This window comes from Pleomorphochaeta naphthae (assembly GCF_055396005.1).
This window is the reverse complement of sequence record NZ_AP042457.1, coordinates 1,275,096-1,292,592: the sequence shown is the minus strand read 5'-3', so window position 1 is coordinate 1,292,592 and position 17,497 is coordinate 1,275,096. Positions and strand designations below refer to the sequence as shown.

General features: G+C 28.1%; 15 protein-coding genes. 11 read left to right on the top strand and 4 right to left on the bottom strand.

Annotated features, from left to right (window positions below):
- Nucleotides 1-7: 7 nt before the first annotated feature.
- The gene (locus ACZ5SO_RS05920) at nucleotides 8-1,318 is read left to right on the top strand and encodes an AAA family ATPase (RefSeq protein ID WP_464627447.1); all 1,311 of its coding nucleotides are present in this window, start codon (nucleotides 8-10) and stop codon (nucleotides 1,316-1,318) included.
- A gap of 20 nt (nucleotides 1,319-1,338) precedes the next feature.
- Here ACZ5SO_RS05920 and ACZ5SO_RS05915 read toward each other — a convergent pair whose 3' ends face one another.
- Together ACZ5SO_RS05915 and ACZ5SO_RS05910 are read right to left on the bottom strand one after the other, a co-directional pair.
- Nucleotides 1,339-1,728, bottom strand: coding sequence for a TrmO family methyltransferase domain-containing protein (locus ACZ5SO_RS05915; protein WP_464627446.1), 390 nt, complete (start codon nucleotides 1,726-1,728; stop codon nucleotides 1,339-1,341).
- A 108-nt stretch (nucleotides 1,729-1,836) separates the two neighbouring features.
- Nucleotides 1,837-2,430, bottom strand: a complete 594-nt coding sequence (locus ACZ5SO_RS05910; RefSeq protein ID WP_464627444.1) for a hypothetical protein — start codon at nucleotides 2,428-2,430, stop codon at nucleotides 1,837-1,839.
- A gap of 207 nt (nucleotides 2,431-2,637) precedes the next feature.
- Between ACZ5SO_RS05910 and ACZ5SO_RS05905 the strand changes: the two genes are divergently transcribed.
- The 7 genes from ACZ5SO_RS05905 to ACZ5SO_RS05875 all read left to right on the top strand — a co-directional run bounded on the left by ACZ5SO_RS05905 (nucleotide 2,638) and on the right by ACZ5SO_RS05875 (nucleotide 11,852).
- Nucleotides 2,638-3,483: an alpha/beta hydrolase family protein gene (locus ACZ5SO_RS05905; protein WP_464627443.1), complete on the top strand. Its 846-nt coding sequence runs from the start codon at nucleotides 2,638-2,640 to the stop codon at nucleotides 3,481-3,483.
- Between the two features lie 327 nt (nucleotides 3,484-3,810).
- The gene (locus ACZ5SO_RS05900; RefSeq protein ID WP_464627441.1) at nucleotides 3,811-4,935 is read left to right on the top strand and encodes a glycosyltransferase; all 1,125 of its coding nucleotides are present in this window, start codon (nucleotides 3,811-3,813) and stop codon (nucleotides 4,933-4,935) included.
- Nucleotides 4,936-4,969: 34 nt separating this feature from the next.
- The gene (locus ACZ5SO_RS05895; RefSeq protein WP_464627440.1) at nucleotides 4,970-6,082 is read left to right on the top strand and encodes an ROK family transcriptional regulator; all 1,113 of its coding nucleotides are present in this window, start codon (nucleotides 4,970-4,972) and stop codon (nucleotides 6,080-6,082) included.
- Nucleotides 6,083-6,133: 51 nt separating this feature from the next.
- A complete protein-coding gene (locus ACZ5SO_RS05890; RefSeq protein ID WP_464627438.1) occupies nucleotides 6,134-7,477 on the top strand; it encodes an ABC transporter substrate-binding protein in 1,344 nt (447 codons plus the stop codon).
- A gap of 52 nt (nucleotides 7,478-7,529) precedes the next feature.
- Entirely contained in the window at nucleotides 7,530-8,651 is a 1,122-nt protein-coding gene (locus tag ACZ5SO_RS05885; protein ID WP_464627437.1) for a carbohydrate ABC transporter permease, read from the top strand.
- Nucleotides 8,648-9,556: a carbohydrate ABC transporter permease gene (locus ACZ5SO_RS05880; protein WP_464627435.1), complete on the top strand. Its 909-nt coding sequence runs from the start codon at nucleotides 8,648-8,650 to the stop codon at nucleotides 9,554-9,556. Before ACZ5SO_RS05885 ends, ACZ5SO_RS05880 begins: the two co-directional genes overlap by 4 nt.
- 223 nt (nucleotides 9,557-9,779) lie before the next feature.
- Entirely contained in the window at nucleotides 9,780-11,852 is a 2,073-nt protein-coding gene (locus ACZ5SO_RS05875; RefSeq protein WP_464627434.1) for a glycoside hydrolase family 3 C-terminal domain-containing protein, read from the top strand.
- Between the two features lie 31 nt (nucleotides 11,853-11,883).
- Here the strand turns inward: ACZ5SO_RS05875 and ACZ5SO_RS05870 are convergent, their stop codons facing one another.
- Entirely contained in the window at nucleotides 11,884-12,489 is a 606-nt protein-coding gene (locus tag ACZ5SO_RS05870; protein ID WP_464627433.1) for an HD domain-containing protein, read from the bottom strand.
- 469 nt (nucleotides 12,490-12,958) lie between these two features.
- Between ACZ5SO_RS05870 and ACZ5SO_RS05865 the strand changes: the two genes are divergently transcribed.
- The 3 genes from ACZ5SO_RS05865 (at nucleotide 12,959) to ACZ5SO_RS05855 (ending at nucleotide 16,277) form a co-directional block, all read left to right on the top strand.
- A complete protein-coding gene (locus ACZ5SO_RS05865; RefSeq protein WP_464627431.1) occupies nucleotides 12,959-13,678 on the top strand; it encodes a hypothetical protein in 720 nt (239 codons plus the stop codon).
- A gap of 63 nt (nucleotides 13,679-13,741) precedes the next feature.
- Nucleotides 13,742-15,643, top strand: a complete 1,902-nt coding sequence (locus ACZ5SO_RS05860) for a hypothetical protein (RefSeq protein ID WP_464627430.1) — start codon at nucleotides 13,742-13,744, stop codon at nucleotides 15,641-15,643.
- A gap of 16 nt (nucleotides 15,644-15,659) precedes the next feature.
- The gene (locus ACZ5SO_RS05855; protein ID WP_464627429.1) at nucleotides 15,660-16,277 is read left to right on the top strand and encodes a hypothetical protein; all 618 of its coding nucleotides are present in this window, start codon (nucleotides 15,660-15,662) and stop codon (nucleotides 16,275-16,277) included.
- Nucleotides 16,278-16,325: 48 nt separating this feature from the next.
- Here the strand turns inward: ACZ5SO_RS05855 and ACZ5SO_RS05850 are convergent, their stop codons facing one another.
- Nucleotides 16,326-17,495: an AGE family epimerase/isomerase gene (locus ACZ5SO_RS05850; protein ID WP_464627428.1), complete on the bottom strand. Its 1,170-nt coding sequence runs from the start codon at nucleotides 17,493-17,495 to the stop codon at nucleotides 16,326-16,328.
- Nucleotides 17,496-17,497: the final 2 nt, after the last annotated feature.

Genomic DNA, 17,497 nt, shown 5'->3' with positions numbered 1-17,497 from the left:
ACACATTATGCTATTAAAATTTGTAGTGAAGAATTATAAGTCTTTTAAAGATGAGACAACTTTTAGTTTTTTAAGAAGTGATACATCAAAATCCTCAACAAGTTCAGTTAAATTATATAATGGTAAATATGAAATTTATCATTTCAGTGCAATTGTAGGAAGAAATGCTTCTGGTAAAACTAATTTTATTGATGCTTTATCTGCTTTTGTTAATCTAGTATTGAATAGTAAATATCTAGGACCTGATGGTAAAATTAATATATATAAACCATTTTGCTTAGATTTATCTAGTGAAAAAGAGCCAACTGTTTTTGAAATAGAATTTATATCTAAATTAAATCACTATAATTATAAAGTTGAATTTAATGATGCTGAAATACTTTTAGAAGAACTATATTTACTCCAGCACAATAAAAATAAATTAGTTAAAATATTAATCTTTGAAAGGCATTTACTAGATATAAAATTTGAAGAAATGGTAAAAGATACAATAGAAAAATTTCAAAATGTAATAGATTCCAATAAATTAATATTATCAGTTATTGGAGGAAAGTCGAATTCTAGTATTATAGAAGATGTGGATTATTATTTTAAAAACGAACTTCGTATTTTTTATTTGCAAAAAGATATAGAAAGACATTTAAATAAATTTAAAACAGAGAAGTTAGTGAGAGATTTACCAGAAGTAAAACCTTTAATGAAAGCAATTTTAAAATCTGCAGATACCCAAATTTCTGATATTAACATTAATATGAGTGATGAAATATCAACTATGTTAAATAATAAAGGCTTAGATAATTATCCTAAGGGTAAATCCCTAGTTGACGAGTTATCTAATATTACAAGTTTAACCCATAGTGTTTTTTCTAAAAATCATGAAAGGTATGAGAAAGTGTTTTGTGATTATGAAGGAAGTGAAGCATCTTCAACTATGAAATTATATGAAATATCTGATGAAATAATTAATGCTTTAATCACTGGTACAACATTGGTTGTAGACTCATTTACAAGTTATTTTGATTTTAATGTAGCATCATTTATTGTTAAATTATTTTCCTTAAAAGAGATTAACAAAAAAGGTGCGCAACTACTAGTCACTTCAAAAGATTTAAATTTAATTGAAAACCTTAATTTATTAAAAGACCAAATTTGGATTGTTGAAAAAACAAATAACGGTGAAAGTGATTTAGTTTGTTTTAATGACTTAAATGAACAAGGGCTTAAGGCTTTGGTAAAAATGACAAATATTGATAAAGATACTATATTATTAAATTTACTAAAAAAAGCTATTTCTAATTTTAATGATGGAATAAATTAAAAATAACGTGCAAGTCTATATTATTTCCCTATTTTAATATCAATAATGGGCGTTCCATTAATCATATCACCTTTTTCAATAGTGATTGAATCTTCGTCTATGTCTAAGATTTTTGTAGTTGTAATTCCAAGGCTATTAGGCCTTCTAGGAGATCTACTTGAAAAAACGCCGATTGGTTCTTTTGAAAAACAGGTAGGAGTTACTAAATCATAACTTTTTGACTTATTAAAATAGAATATGATTGTGATATCCATTCCAACTTTTAAGTCTTTAATTCCAATTTTAAATTTATCAAGTATCTTAATTACTTCTTTGCTATATTTTCGATTTCCATTTTTATCACCTTTGTAATAAAAATCATCAAATTCACTAACTACATAGCCAATAGGCTCTATTTCAAATTTTTCCATCTTTTAGTTCCTTAAAATAAGTTAATATTAACTAACATAATTAAAGATACTTTTCTAAATGATAAAAGTCAACAAAGAGTAAAGAAAAGACATGTATTATGCTTACAATTAAATAGGGAAATAAAGACTTACTTTATATAGCATTTTTACCATGTAGAATAATGCATAATTATAATCAATTAGTTGATTCCAGCCCTCTTCCTCTGTAGGCTCAATGCTATTAGTTGGCTTGTTTTCTAATATAATTAATGGTAAAGATAAAGATAGTGCTAATTTAATATTTTTTTTAGATACTTTGTTTGGTAATAAACAGGATAGTTCACCAATAGGCCCTATAGAAAAACATGTATAGTGAGTGTGGATATTGGAAAAATCAAACTGCATAAAAACATCGCTAGCAAGACCAAAATTAAAACTAAAATTATTTAAGTTAATAATATTATAATTTATCGTTCCATGAAAACAAATAGTTTCAAAGAAATCATGGAAACTTGCTTGATCAAATTTATCGCTTTCTTCAAGAATTGAAAAGAGAGGGTAACTAATAGTCGCTTTAACATTTAAGTTTTTAAAGTTGTTATTTAAAGATAATCCAATATCATTTAAATTTGCATCAACACCTAAATCAAAAGTAGAATTGGCTAATAAGAAGAAATTTAAATTAAAGAATATTAGGCATAAGATAATTACTTTTTTTATCATTAAATCATTATACTATAGGGCCTTTAGTAAATCAAATTATTTTGGCTTTAGCAAATATTAGTTTGAAAAAGATTGAATTTATTTGAATTTATTTGAAGTTGATAAAAAGAAGTAAATTAAATATTGTCTAATTAGCTTTCCATTAATATTATTATTATAGAAGATATTTTAAGCAGATAATATTTATTTAAAAAGGAGCTTTTTAAAATGAAGAAGTTTTTTTTATTAATAACAAGTTTTTTTGTTTTTGCAATGGGCAGTGCTTTTAGTGCTAGTTCAAATGCCTCTAATGCAATAAAAAGTCCTGTTTTTGTTCGAACCACAATACAAAGTAATATAGAGACTAAGAGATTAAAATTTAATGTTGATGGTGAGAGTGTTTCTGGTACTTTAACTATCCCAAAAAATGGTAAAGATTTTCCTTTAGTAATTATTGATTCACAAAAAGAGGAGGATATGGATGGAATGGAGAGTACTTTTTCACTTCTTGCCTCAAAGTTAATCAAAGAGGATATTGCTTCTTTTAAATTTGATCCTCTAGAAAATGATGTTGATTTATCCTCTGCTATTCAAATAGTAACTGATTATTTAGCTAGTTTAGATAAAATAGATAAGGATAGGATTGGTTTATTTGGATGGGCTCAAGGTGCTGAAGATGTTAAAAATGTAATAGCTGATGAAAGTGATATTTATTCAAGTATTTTAACTTGGTCTAAAAAAACTGATAATGAAATAACTATTACTAGGGTTTCTACTATGCCTAATAGATTTAGAAGGTATTTTAGACATAGAAGATTCCCCTTTGGTCCTAACCGTGTAGTAGTCAAGTATGGCGATGGAAGAGCTCTTCATTTTGATACTGCTTTTAGTGGTCCAAGGGTATATTATTCAAGTAGAAATCTAACGGAAGATAATGCTGATGTAAGTTATTTCAAAACTGAGGTTTCCATATCTAATAACTCTCCATCCGTCTATAAAATCTATACTAATGATTTATCACAAATAAAAGATAACTTAGATGAAACAGTTGATTGGTTTTCTCAAACTTTATAATTAACTAACTATAAAATTATAATAAAATAAGCTTCCACTCTCAATTTAGCGATATAAATTAAGTTGAGAAGGTGGAAGTTTTTTTTGTAAAAAAATCAAATAGTTTTTTGCTACTTAATGTGAATTCTACTTTAAATTAATCAATTTTGTTGAAATTTTAAACTTATTATTTTATTATTAAATTTAGTTTTAATTAATAATTTGTATTCTAAATAATATTTTATTTACTTACCATAAAAGAAAATAAAATAATATTTGACAAATATAATATCTAGGATGATAATTAATTAGTTGGTAAATCCAATTAATTATTTGGAGGTTTAATACATGTCTTGTTGCTTAGTAGTCCCAACATATTGGAGTACTGATTCTATATTAAGTTGGAAAGTTTTTGATCATCCTTTTAAAGTAGAAGAAGAAGGTACTTTATTAAGGACTTTAGAAAATTTAAGTAAAAATAACATCAAGGAAGAAGTTGTCATTTTACCTGTTCCTTGTTTAAAGGAAATAGTAGATAAAGTTAATAGTATAGTTAAAAAAGTGTCCAACTTAGATATTACAGTTATAGATGAAGTGAAATATGGAGAGATAAAAAAGACATTAGAAAAGGCTGGTATGGATCAAACTTCACTTTGTCTAGTTGATTCATATTGCTATGGTGGTGTTAGAAATCTTGGATTAGCATATTCTCAAATAAATGGGTATGAAAATTCAATTATGATAGATGATGATGAGCTTCTTTACCCTGATTATATAGAAAAAGCTTTAAAATATATAGGAAGTGAATATAAAGGGGATATAGTTCTTGCTAAAACAGGTTGTGTCGAAGATAACTTAGGTAGAAAAATATATGAAGGACAAGCTCATAAAAGTTTAGAGTCCTGGCCAAAAGATTTGAAGTTTAATGAAGAAGTAAATTCGATGTTAACTTCACAAAATATATTGACACCCTCATCAATAGCTTTTGGTGGGAATATGGTTCTAAATAAGAGAATTTTTTCAACTGTTCCTTTTGATCCTTTTGGGACTAGAGGAGAAGATGATGATTATGTATTAAATTGCAAATATTGTGGGTATAAGATGTATTTTGATCAAAACTTAGTACTAATTCATCTTCCTCCTACAAGGAACCAAAAGTATTGGACTAGACAAAGACAAGATATAATTAGATTTAGATATGTTAGAGAAAAGGCTAAATTATTTAATATAAAGCAAGAAGAATTAGGAAGTTTTTTTAGTTATTTTGTTGGTGATGATTTAGAAAAAAAAGCAGTTAATTCAAGTATTGATGCAGCCCTTTCATTTGAAAATACAAATCGTCAAGAATTTATAGGGTTTTTGACAAACGCAAAGGAGGCCGTTGAAGAGAGAAGAGAAATTTTAGAGAGGAAAATTGAAACCTTTAAAAGGTTAATTGATGTTTGGCAAAGAACAATGAAAAAGTTTAATTGACAAGTCATTGTAAAAAGTGTTTAATTTAAAAGTTATGGATAACAATTTACCCTCAAATTATAAAATTCTTCATGAAATCTGGTTAAATCCCGGTCAAAGTCGTGCTCAAATTTCCAAAAGATTAAATATTGATAAATCAACTGTTTCGGTAATAATCAATAAGATGATTGAGAATAGTGTAGTTAAAGAAAGTAGTAAGTATGATGATTTTGTTCAAGGTGTAGGTCGTCGCCCCATTATGCTTGAAGTTGATGGTAATTATGGCTATATAATAGGTGTTGCAATTCAACATCATAGTTATAAAGTTGTAGTTGTTGATTTTGCAGGTAACTTATTGTTATCTGAAGACCATAACGAGGTAATAACTCAAAACAATCTAAAACCAATTATAGAGATGATATATTGGAAATATTTAGAAAAATTAAAGCATTTTTCAGGCCATTTTCTTGGAATAGGAATAGGTGTTGGAGGTTTAATTGATCACAATGATGGAACAATTATTTACTCAGTTCCACTAGAAATAGTGCAGCCAAATAAAGTTATTAATGAGATTAGAAAAAGTATTCCTATTCCTGTATCTATAGAAAATAATTCCAATTGTGGAGCTATGACGGAATTAGTCTTTAGAGACAATAAAACAATTAGCCCTGAAAATCTTTTATTTTTGTTTATTGAGTTTAAACATTCACTTTACAGTGACAGTGGACATGGTAGAATTGGAATAGGTTTAGGTATTGTAATTGATGGAAAAATTCATTACGGTACAAATTCTTTTGCTGGTGAATTTAAAAGTATTTTCTGTAAGAAAAAAGAATATTTTAAGCAACTTTCTCAAGAAGAATACAATTTAGATAATTTACTAGAAGATCCAAAAGTCATGCAAAAAGTTGTTAGAGAAATTTCATTAAATATAGGTTTTTTAATGAATGTATTAGATATTAATGAAATAGTTATCGGTGGTGATATAGAAAATATCGGATCTGATATAATAAAAGAAATTGAGAGTGCAATTAGAAATAATTGGCAATTTCCAATTCAAAGACCAATTAATGTCAGGTATTCATCACATGGCCCAGAAACTGTAGCTTGCGGCGCAGCTGGGAAATTAATCACAGATCTTTTTGTAACAAAACAAATTCCTCTTTAAAACAATATTTTCTCTCTCAAATTAATAGATAATCATTTTGAGGAGGATAAAATGAATATAATTAAGCGAATTTCATTAACCTTAGTATTACTATCCCTTGCAATGGGGACTTGTTTTGCACAAGGGGATAAAGAGTCGTGGGATAGTTCAGATGGAAAAGTTACACTTAAAGTTTTAAATTATTATGATACTACTGAACCAGGTTATGAAAAGGAAAGGCAAATTTGGCAAAATTTTAGAGATGAAAATCCTGATATTAATCTTATTACAGAAGATTTATGTAATGAGGCTTTCCATCAAAAGGTGTCAGCTTATGTAGCCAGTGGTAATTTACCAGATGTCATGTACATGTATCCATCAGGACGTTCAGCTGTTTTACATAAAAATAAACTTGTGAAAGATTTAAAACCTTTATTAGGCGATGAATTTTTATCAAATTTTGTGTCTACCACTTTAGATGTTAAAACACAAGGAGCGGGGTATCTTGCAGAATTGCCACAGTCAATTTGTTATTCGACTGTAGTATATACTAATAAAGCTTTACTCGATAGTTTAAATTTAGGTATTCCAAAAACTTATGAAGAACTAAAAGCCATGGTTCCTATTTTAAAAGCTCATGGCATTCAAACTGTTTTAATGGCTAACAAAGATGATTGGGTTATGCAATCTTGCTTATTTTCTACCATAGCTGGTAGGTATGTTGGAACTAAATGGTTTGATGATGTTAAAGAAGGAAAAGTTAAATTTACTGATCCAGAATTTGTACAAGCTTTAAAGATGCTTGAAACCATGTACAAAGATGATGTTATTTCAAGAAATACTATTCAGATAGCTTATGGAGAAGCTCCAGGTTTATTTGCCAGTGGTAAAGCAGCATTTTTTGTTGATGGTGATTGGAAACAATCAGCATTTTTAACAAATCCGACGACTGGTGAATCTTTAATTTCTCCTGAAAAACAAGAAAGAGAGTTAGAATTGATTCAATTTCCTGCATTAATAGATGAAAAATATCCAGGTGTTGTTTCAGCAACTTTAGGCTGTGGGTTTGGAATTTCTTCTGCAATTTTGGAAGGAAGTGAGAAAGAAAAAGCAGCTGTTAAACTAATTAAGTATTTATATTCTAGAGAAGTTCAACAACAATATTTAGATATCGGTAGGTATGTACCTTCAAGAAAAGATGTTTCTACTGATAACGTAGAGCCAATTATAAAGAAAATGATGAAATATTATAGTCAATCAGATAGCACATGTTATGTTTTAGATTCTGTTCTCGATCCTTCTGTTTATACTGTATTAAACAAAGTTCTCCAAGAAATTGGTATGGGAACAAAGACTCCAGAGGCAGCTGCTGAAGAAGTCCAAAAAGCTATGGACTTATATATAAATATGCAATAATTTTTCTTGCCCGATACTTATAGTGTCGGGTTACTTTAGTTTGGAGTTTATTATGATAAAAAAAGAAAGGGAAGAAAAAAATGCTTATAAACGATTTGTTATACCATCGTTTGTTATTTTTCTTTTTGTAATGGCTTTTCCTATTATTCTTTCACTTATATTATCTTTAAGTAATTTTTCCGGTGGAAAAATGTTCGGTGGGACAAATTGGAAAATCACAGGGTTTTCAAACTATTTGTATTTATTTAAAGACTCATATTTTTGGAATGCACTTTTAAATAATATATATCTAGTAATAATTTCAGTTTTTGGACAACTTCCTTTAGGTATGGTCCTTGCTTATTTAATATATAGAAAAACAGTAAAAGGTGGTGAATTTTGGCAAGGTATTTTATATGTTCCTTCTGTAATTTCAGTAATAGTACTAGGAATAATGTGGAATCTTATATTTTCTCCTTTTGGACCTGTTTCTCAAATAATAAATAATTTTAATTCAGCTTCATTTACAAAAGAAATTATGGTTGTACTAAAATCACATTTAGATGCTACAGGAACTTTAATTACTAATGAATCATTAATCAAAGATTTGATAAATCTAAATGATAAAACAGCTCAACTATTAGGAGATCCAATATCTGTATTGACTAATTTTTTTGAATATAATGCTTCAAATAATTTAGATGAAATAGCTTCATTGTTATCCAATCTATTATGCCCCAAGTGGTCTGCTTCATTTTTAAATGAAAAGGGAGTATCTATGCTTCCAATTTTATTTGTGACATTGTGGTGTTGGACAGGGATGTATTTAATCTTATTTTTAGCTAATATGCAAAAAATAGATCCACAAACACTTGATGCCGCTCAAATCGATGGAGCAAAAGAGAGCTCAATATTAAAATATATAATACTTCCAGAAATGTCAGGTTCAATATTAAATTCAGCAATTCTGTGTATATCAGGATCCTTAAGCACTTTTGATTTAATATATTCTATGACAGGAGGAGGTCCAGCAAGAATTACACAAGTATTATCTATTTATATGTATGAGAAAGCCTTCACCGGTACTCCAAATTATCCTTTATCTAATGCTATTTCCATAATGATGGTTATTTTTAGTTTAATACTTATTCAAATTACTAAAATCATACAAAATAAAGTGGAGAGAAGAAAATGAAAACTATAAAAAGCCATAATATTGTAAGTGTAATTACAAAAACTTTAGCCTATTTAGTTATGATTTTATTTGCATTTATGGCAATAACTCCAATATTTTGGTTGATAATTAATTCCTTTAAATCAACTATAGAATTTCAGACTGATATGGTAGGGCTTCCTAATAAATGGATTACTTATAATTACAAAGAAGCTTGGAAAATTGGTAATTTTAGTATTTTATTTGTAAATTCAACGATATATACAATTTTTTCAGTTGGAATAGCTACAATGCTTTCCCTGATGACGGGTTTTGGTTTTGCTAAAATAAAATCCAAAGCAACAAAACCAATTTATACAATTCTTCTTTTAGGGATTCTTCTTTCGATTCAAACTTTGATGGTACCCATTTTTATTCAATTTTCACAGATTGATATGACAATAGGTCAATTATTAGAGAATCTTAGGATTTGTAGGGCAAGTAATTTTCATTTATTTTATAATTCTCGAATAGGAGTAATTATAGTTTACATAGGATCAATTCTCCCAATCGGTATATATTTAAGTTATGAATATATTAAAGGGATACCTACAGAAATGGTAGAAGCAAGTCGAATTGATGGGGCAAGTTATGATAGAATATTTTATTCAGTAATTTTACCAATGTCTAAACCTATAATGATTACAATATTCTTACTTAAAATTCCTCAAATTTGGAATGAATTTGCTTTAATTAATATATTAGTTACAAAACTTAATTTGCAATCATTACCTCTTGGTATATATAAGTTTTCAGGAACATTTGCTACTGATTATGGTAAACAATTCGCTGCTTTAGTTATCGGATTATTACCAATGTTAATATTCTATATTATATTTAGGAAGCAAATTACTCAAAGTATTGGCGAAGGTGCGTTGAAAGGTTAATCATTTTTTTTAAAAAATGACTTAAATTTATTCCCAACCTTATTTTAAAGAAATCTAAATGTTAAATAGTAATAGTTAATAATATAGTAACAATGTAAATTTTATATATGGACAACTAGCAAAGAGGTACTTTAAACTTACTTAAAATTATTGCTATAGAATTCAAATTAAAAATATAAAATATATTATTATATTAAAAGGAATAATTTAACTCGGAGGGAAAATGAGAGATAGATCTTGGGCAATCGAAAAAGCGAAGGAATTAGTTTCTAAAATGACATTAGAAGAAAAGGCTTCACAAATGAGGTATGATGCTCCATCTATAGATAGATTGAATATAAAAGAATATAATTGGTGGAATGAAGGACTTCATGGTGTTGCAAGAGCGGGTGTTGCAACTATGTTCCCTCAAGCTATTGCGTTAGCTGCAACTTTTGATAAAAATTTAATTAAGGAAATTGCTGAAGCAATAGCAGATGAAGCTAGAGCTAAATATAATATCGCACAAAAATTACAAGATTATGATCTATATAAAGGCTTAACCCTATGGTCACCTAATGTTAATATTTTTAGAGATCCACGATGGGGTAGAGGTCATGAAACTTATGGAGAAGATCCGTTCTTAGCGGCAGAGATGGGCTGTAATTATGTTGAAGGCATACAAGGAGATGGAAAGTATCTTAAAGCTGCAGCTTGTGCTAAGCATTTTGCAGTACACAGTGGCCCTGAAAATGAAAGACACCATTTTGATGCAGTAGTATCTGATGAAGATTTATATAATACTTATTTACCCGCATTTAAGGCTTTAGTTGAAAAAAGTGAAGTTGAAGGTGTTATGGGAGCATACAATAGAGTAAATGGTGAACCAAGTTGTGGTAGTCCTTTTTTACAAGATATATTGAGAAATAAGTGGGGTTTTAAAGGGTATTTTGTATCAGACTGTTGGGCAATAAGAGACTTCCATAAAAATCATAAAGTAACTGAAACTCCAGTAGATTCTGTAAGTTTAGCTGTTAAAAATGGTTGTGATATAAATTGTGGTTGTGCATACAAGTTCATTTTAGATGCAGTTAAAGAAAATAAAATAACAGAAGAAGATATAGATAAGTGTTTGGTTAGAATTTTTACTACAAGATATTTATTAGGAATGCATGAGAAAACAGATTATGATAATATCTCATTTGATGTTGTTGAATGTGAAGAACATGTAAATTTAGCAATTAAAGCAGCAGCCGATAGCACAGTTTTATTAAAAAATGATGGTATTCTTCCTTTGAAAAAAGAGAAATTAAAATCAGTAGCTGTAATTGGACCAAATGCAAATAGTAGAGAATCTTTGATAGGGAATTACCATGGAACTTCTTCAAGATATATAACAGTTTTAGAAGGAATTCAGGATGAATTAAAAGATTCATCAGTCAAAGTTAGATATTCATCTGGTTGTCATATTTCAAGAGATTTTACAGAAGATCGAGCTAAAAGAGGGGATAGACTCTCTGAAGCTATAACTGTAGCTAGTTTAAGTGATTTAACAATTATTTGTGTTGGTTTAAATGAAAGTCTTGAAGGTGAAGAAGGTGATGAGGGAAATAGTTTTGCCTCTGGTGATAAAAAAGATTTACGTCTACCGGGTTTACAACATGAATTAATAAAAGAAATTGATAAACTTGGTAAACCATATATTGTTGTATTATTAGCAGGTAGTTCAATTGATTTAAATTATAGCAGTGAAAATGCAAATGCTATACTTCTAGGTTGGTATCCAGGAGCTAGAGGTGGTAAAGCAATTGCTGATATTATTTTTGGAAACAGAGAGCCTTCAGGAAAACTTCCAATTACTTTTTATAAATCTACAGATAAACTTCCACCTTTTACTGATTATTCAATGAAAGGTAGAACTTATAGATTTGATGACAGTGATAACATTTTATATCCATTTGGATATGGATTAACATATTCAGATATAAAGGTACTTGATGCAAAGATGAAAGTGGAAAATACTAAAATTTTTGTTGAAGTTACAGTTCAAAATAGTGAAGACCATGGTGCTACAGAAGCTTTGCAAGTCTATTTAATTGATTCAACTAGTGATGAAATTTCCCATTTATGTGCTTTTGAAAAAATTAAATTAGAAGCAGATGAGACAAGTGTAAAGACTTTAACTATTGATATAGAAGAACATCCAATAAAACTTGAGAAAATTATTGATTATGAATTTAGTGTAGGCTTTTCTCAACCTGGAAAACTTAGTGAAGAATTAACTAATAAGAAAAATATTTATTTAAATTTAAAATAGTTATTTTAGCTACATTGAAAAAGAGAGAATGTTAAATATTATGGATATTCCATTCTTTATAAAATTGATCTAAGAATGTTTTTAGAAAAATAGTTCTCTCTTTTGCTAATGTTTTCCCATATTCTGTGTTCATTAGAGATTCAATTTTTAATAATTTGTCATAAAAATGTTTAATAGTTGAATCTTTTTTTGTGTCTGGATCATATAAAACGTTTCCATTAGCTCCACCATAAGCAAAGGTTCTAGCTATCCCAATAGCTCCTATTGCATCAAGTCTATCAGCATCTTGAACGATTTTTCCTTCAATACTGAGTGAAGAAGAAGCATGTCTTTTGCTAAAAGAAATTTTGCTTATGTCTGTGCAAATTTTATCTATATATGAAGGGCTTTTCCCATGTGAGGAGAGAAAATTTCTTGCATTATCTAGGGTACCACTCGTGTTTGGTGATATTTTATAATCATCCACATCATGTAATAAAGCTATTAACTTAACTTCTTCTAAATTGCACTTTTCAGTTTCACTTATTATCATAGCTATTTTATAAACTCGTAAAGTATGTTGAAAATCATGACCGCTACTGTCATTATTAAAAAAATTTTTTACATAAGCTAATGCATCATCAAAAATATTATCCATATAAGATATTATATAAAGCTTTTAATTAAATTTATAGTATAAAAATGATTTTTGCACTGAAACAAATTTATTATTATTTGTGTAAAATAATATGTATCAGTTGGTGTAAAGTTCAGATTTTTTTTAAATTCAGTATTTAGAATAGTTTTGATTGGAAATATTTAAATAAAAATAAGTAAAAAATATTTTAAATTTAGAAATAAATATAAGGTATTTGAGAGTAAATAATTTATTACTTTGTAAATAATTATATGTAAAATTAGTTGGTATTGATTTAATTTTAAATACCTAAATTTAAATGAATGTTTGTTTTGATTAATTAGTTTTTTCAATTAAACTATTGTGTAATCTGAAATATCATGTTATAATCAAAATATTATGGCTAGTCATTTTTGATGCATTTTAAAGGAGTTCTCGACTAATATTTATTTATATAGGGGTTTACTGTAATTTTTAAGGAGGACTACCTATGAAAAAAAATTTTATTATCTTAAGTTCCATTATTTTTATTTTATTATTTTCATCATCTTGTGCCACAGTTCATGAACCAGAAGTTGAAATGGGGAAATTAGCAAGTCTTTCAGAAGTCGATTTGTATACAATTTCAAGAGGAGAGGCCGAAGCTATAGTCAGAAATAATTCAACCGGACATTATGCAGATGTATTTGTAATTTTCGGGCAAAGTGACTCTGTACTAGGATATAATAAGACAACGGCAAGAGATTTAGCAATATTAGATGCTAAGAAAAAACTTTCAACGTATATGAATGGGGTAGTCTTTAGTACTAATAATTATAAACAAATTGCCGATGCAATAGAGCAGAAAATTAAAGATGAATATTCTGATGATATAAACAATGCTGGCTCAGTAGATGCTTCAGAAGCTTTGAAAGCATTTATGACTAGTTTATCATATACTCAAATTTCATCATTTTTAATTGAAAAAACTCAGTACCGCGACGCAGTTTCTCCTTCAGGATTTCCTTATGTAGAAGCTAGAGTTTTGTGTACTGTATCAGATCGTGTAATCAATGAGATCCAAAAATTAATTTCAATTGCATTTGAAAATGATGAGATAATGAGCAAAGAGTCTATTGAAGTACAAAGGGCTTGGATGGAAGCAACAAAAGAAGTAGCCACAACAATGTTTAAAGAAGAAGCTCCTGCTTATTTTGATTCAATACAATAGACTTGTTTAAAGACAAAAAATGGTATGATTTAGTTGTTCGAATTTTGACCCTAGGAGGTTTTAATGAAAAAAACTATAATTATTTGTTTAAGTTTTATACTAGTTTTATCTAGTTGTGCTTCAACAATGGATGTTATTCGTTATTCTTTTTCAGGACCTCCTACATGGGTCGAAGATCCAACCTTTTCTATATCATCTAATTCAAAAACTTACATTGGTGGTCCATCTAAAACTATTCAAGAAGCAAGGAATCAAGCTTATAGTGGTTTAGCTAGTTATGTTATTCTTGATATCAAATCTAAAGAAAATTTTTCAAATAGTGTTAGTGCTAATGAGAATGAGAGAACTATAGATTCTTCATATGATACAAATCAGCAAACAAATTCTGCAGTCACTTTAGTTGGAGTGAGTGAAATAAATCGTTGGAGACATCCAGTTACTGGTGAATATTATATTAGATATGAGATATCTAAAGATGATTATGAAGAATCTAAAATAGCTACAGAAAAAAAGTTTCAAGAATTGACGACTGTTGATATGAAGTTAAAATCAGCTATTTTAAATTTAGTAAATAACCCATCCAAATCATTTATTACTCAATTAAATAATTCAAAAGATTTATACATTTCTGTAATAAATCGAGAATGGGATACTCCCTTATATATTGAGCCTAGCAATCATTTGACTCATGGTGATACTTATTTAGCTAATTACATAAGTGGCTTAATTTCTTCTTTAAATATAGAATTGGTTACTGACGACTTAGTATGTGAGGACACACAATCTAAAACTTTAGAATTTCAAGTAAGGTGTGATTTATATTCTGACCTTTCAAATATTAAATTTATTTTAACTAACTTAAATAATGACAAAACTTATAGATCAGTAACTAATTCCTCAGGACAGCTTTTTTTTACAATCCCTTCAACAGACTTAGAACTTGGAACACTTGTATTGGATTGTACTGTTTATGGATTAGATATAGATACGAAAATTGAAAACATTATTTATCCAAATTCTAAATTAGATTTAGATGTTATTCATACCCCGCCTGTTCCCTCTAGTATTTATTTAAACTTATCAAATCCCCCATGGTCATCAGTAAATTTAACATGGAATCCTGTAGAAAGTGCTACAAGTTATAAAATTTATAGAAGTACTTTCAAATCAGATAATATTTTAGAGGTAGGTGAAACAACTGATACTTTTTTTATTGATAAAAATTTAGAACCTAATACCAAATATTTATATAAGATTGCGGCCGTTCATTACAGTGGAACAGCTAGTCTTTTATCAAAAGCTAACTTAATTCAGACAACTGAAAAACCTGTATTAGATCTAAATGTGTCCAAAACAAAAGCATATGGGGATGATTCTGTAGTATTTACTTGGACAAGTTCTAAATCGTTTTATCCTAATGACGTTATTCTTAGAATAGAATTAACAAAAGATAATAAAGTAGTATATTTTATTGATAATATTCCCAATTTAGGTAGTTATGAATGGATTGTCCCTTCTGATGTAGAAGAAGGAACTTATTCAGTTTCAATTACTGATAATATTTCTAATTTAACAAATCGTAAAAATAAAATTATTCGATTAAGTGGTGCACATGAACATGATGGGAATAATAAAAAAACAATTGGGAGTCTCTCATCTAAGCAAAAATACACTTCATCTGGCTCTGTTTGTTCTTATGAGGTGGTAGACCAATTTGAACTTAAGGTAAATGCTTTCTTTTTTCATTCCTTTAATGTTTTTGTTAAACCAACAAGTAAGCAAACAGACTTACAAATTAAAATTATTGATTTAGATACTGGAAAAACAAAAGAAATAATAAATGACAATGGGTTTGGAATAAGTGAATCAAGAGATGTTGGTTTATCTGGTGGAAATTATTTAATTAATGTCATGTATCTAAGTGGAGCTGGCAGTGAATATACTTTCACTTGCAAAAGATTATAAAATTTAAGGATATTTAATGAACATATTTTGTATTTTAATTTCATCAGCAATTTGGTATTTGTATGGTCCTAGATTATTTAAGGTAATGAAATATTTATTTCAATATTCTAAAATAATGACCTATTTTTGTATTTTTTTTACTTTTGGTTTAATTTTAATCGCATTTTTAATAAAAAAGAGAAAGTGGTTTTTTTTAACATCAAGTCATGAGTCAGCTCATAAAATAATGGCTGTTTTATTATTATCTCCAGTAACTGAATACCATGTAAATCAAGATGGAAGTGGATCAATAATGCATTCTGGTAAAAGGTTTAGAAGATTAATATCTTTTGCTCCATATTTCTTTTTTCCAATTCCAATTTTAATAATAATCTTTTCTTTATTATTTAAAGAAGATAGCATTGTTTTACTAGTTTGCATTTATTCTTTTTTGATAGGACTAAGATTTGCAATAATAGTTTTTGATATTTCTAGATATAAAAAGCAAACCGACATTACACAATATGGGGTAGTTCCATCTCTTATAACAATTTCGGCACTACTTTTATTATCAATAGGTATTTTGATGTCATATTTGTTAGAACCGTTTACTCTTTCAGGAATAAAATTCTTTTTATTTGACGTTTTTAAATGAATAAAGCTGAAAGATTTTTTTTCTTTCAGCTAAATATACTCATAATTGTTATTGAATTTTATTAATTAAATCTAAGCAAACCATATACATTCTTGGAATATGGAAAGGTCCTTTGTAGAAATTCCCTTTTAATCTTGTAGCTAAGGTTCCATCTCTATGTAGATATCCATACCACTCACCATTTTTATTATCTACAAAATGTGATTGAACATAATCATTAACCATAAAGAAATTATCTAAATATTTTTGTTTTTTTGTAATATAGTAACAATAGAGGCTAGCAATCAAAGCTTCACACTGTGGCCACCAAAACTTCATATCTTGATGGTATTCTGCTATCGGTTTTTTTAGAGCGTCAGTATATTGAATAATACCACCATATTCTTTATCCCAACCTTCTTCCATCATCCAGTCATACATTTTTAAACCTAGATTAATTAAATCATCACGTTTTCTATCAATCCCCATTTCCATTATAAACCAAGAAGCTTCAATAGCATGTCCAGGATTTGTTATCCTTCCTTCAAAGTGATCTTTTTGAAAAGACCCATCAATAGCAACTTGTTCTAAAACGAGCTGTAAATCATCACGAATAAAATTATTTTTAATTTCCTCAATTAAGTTATCCATGTATGAGTTAAGTTTATCTTCTTTTGATGGATCAGTTTTTTTAACTTCATTTAACACATTTAATAAAATCATAGAATTGCCAAAAGCTTTTGATTCCCTGAAACTTTTTGGAATTAAAATACCTTTAGTGGTTCTCAAATGTTCGACAAAGTCTAATAACTTTAAGGCCTTATTTTTATATTCTTCATTATTAGTAATTCTAGCGTAAGTTGCGTATCCAATAATTGTGAAAGTTTCACTAAAGAAGTACCTAATTCTTTTAATAATAGGTGAACCTTCTTTGCTAACTTTAAAAAACATCCTATTATCACTATCAAAACAATATTTATCAATAAAAGAAACTAAAGAATTACAAGCGTTTAAATATCTTTCATCTTTATAAATTTCATAAGCTCTTGCAAAAATCCATAGAGCTCTACCTTGAAACCAAACTGATTTATCAGTATCTAAAATAGAGCCATCTTCATCTAGAGCAGTATATATACCTCCAAATTCACTGTCCATCCCATATTTTAGCCAAAATTCTAATTCACCATTAATAAGTTGATCAGTGTAAAGCTGTTTAATTTCATTTAATTTGTTACTCATAT

Excerpts from the sequence above, each read along its gene's own strand:
- ACZ5SO_RS05920 (WP_464627447.1), top strand. The coding sequence starts at position 8 with ATGCTATTAAAATTTGTAGTGAAGAATTATAAGTCTTTTAAAGATGAG.
- ACZ5SO_RS05915 (WP_464627446.1), bottom strand. The coding sequence starts at position 1,728 with ATGGAAAAATTTGAAATAGAGCCTATTGGCTATGTAGTTAGTGAATTT.
- ACZ5SO_RS05910 (WP_464627444.1), bottom strand. The coding sequence starts at position 2,430 with ATGATAAAAAAAGTAATTATCTTATGCCTAATATTCTTTAATTTAAAT.
- ACZ5SO_RS05905 (WP_464627443.1), top strand. The coding sequence starts at position 2,638 with ATGAAGAAGTTTTTTTTATTAATAACAAGTTTTTTTGTTTTTGCAATG.
- ACZ5SO_RS05900 (WP_464627441.1), top strand. The coding sequence starts at position 3,811 with ATGTCTTGTTGCTTAGTAGTCCCAACATATTGGAGTACTGATTCTATA.
- ACZ5SO_RS05895 (WP_464627440.1), top strand. The coding sequence starts at position 4,970 with ATGGATAACAATTTACCCTCAAATTATAAAATTCTTCATGAAATCTGG.
- ACZ5SO_RS05890 (WP_464627438.1), top strand. The coding sequence starts at position 6,134 with ATGAATATAATTAAGCGAATTTCATTAACCTTAGTATTACTATCCCTT.
- ACZ5SO_RS05885 (WP_464627437.1), top strand. The coding sequence starts at position 7,530 with ATGATAAAAAAAGAAAGGGAAGAAAAAAATGCTTATAAACGATTTGTT.
- ACZ5SO_RS05880 (WP_464627435.1), top strand. The coding sequence starts at position 8,648 with ATGAAAACTATAAAAAGCCATAATATTGTAAGTGTAATTACAAAAACT.
- ACZ5SO_RS05875 (WP_464627434.1), top strand. The coding sequence starts at position 9,780 with ATGAGAGATAGATCTTGGGCAATCGAAAAAGCGAAGGAATTAGTTTCT.
- ACZ5SO_RS05870 (WP_464627433.1), bottom strand. The coding sequence starts at position 12,489 with ATGGATAATATTTTTGATGATGCATTAGCTTATGTAAAAAATTTTTTT.
- ACZ5SO_RS05865 (WP_464627431.1), top strand. The coding sequence starts at position 12,959 with ATGAAAAAAAATTTTATTATCTTAAGTTCCATTATTTTTATTTTATTA.
- ACZ5SO_RS05860 (WP_464627430.1), top strand. The coding sequence starts at position 13,742 with ATGAAAAAAACTATAATTATTTGTTTAAGTTTTATACTAGTTTTATCT.
- ACZ5SO_RS05855 (WP_464627429.1), top strand. The coding sequence starts at position 15,660 with ATGAACATATTTTGTATTTTAATTTCATCAGCAATTTGGTATTTGTAT.
- ACZ5SO_RS05850 (WP_464627428.1), bottom strand. The coding sequence starts at position 17,495 with ATGAGTAACAAATTAAATGAAATTAAACAGCTTTACACTGATCAACTT.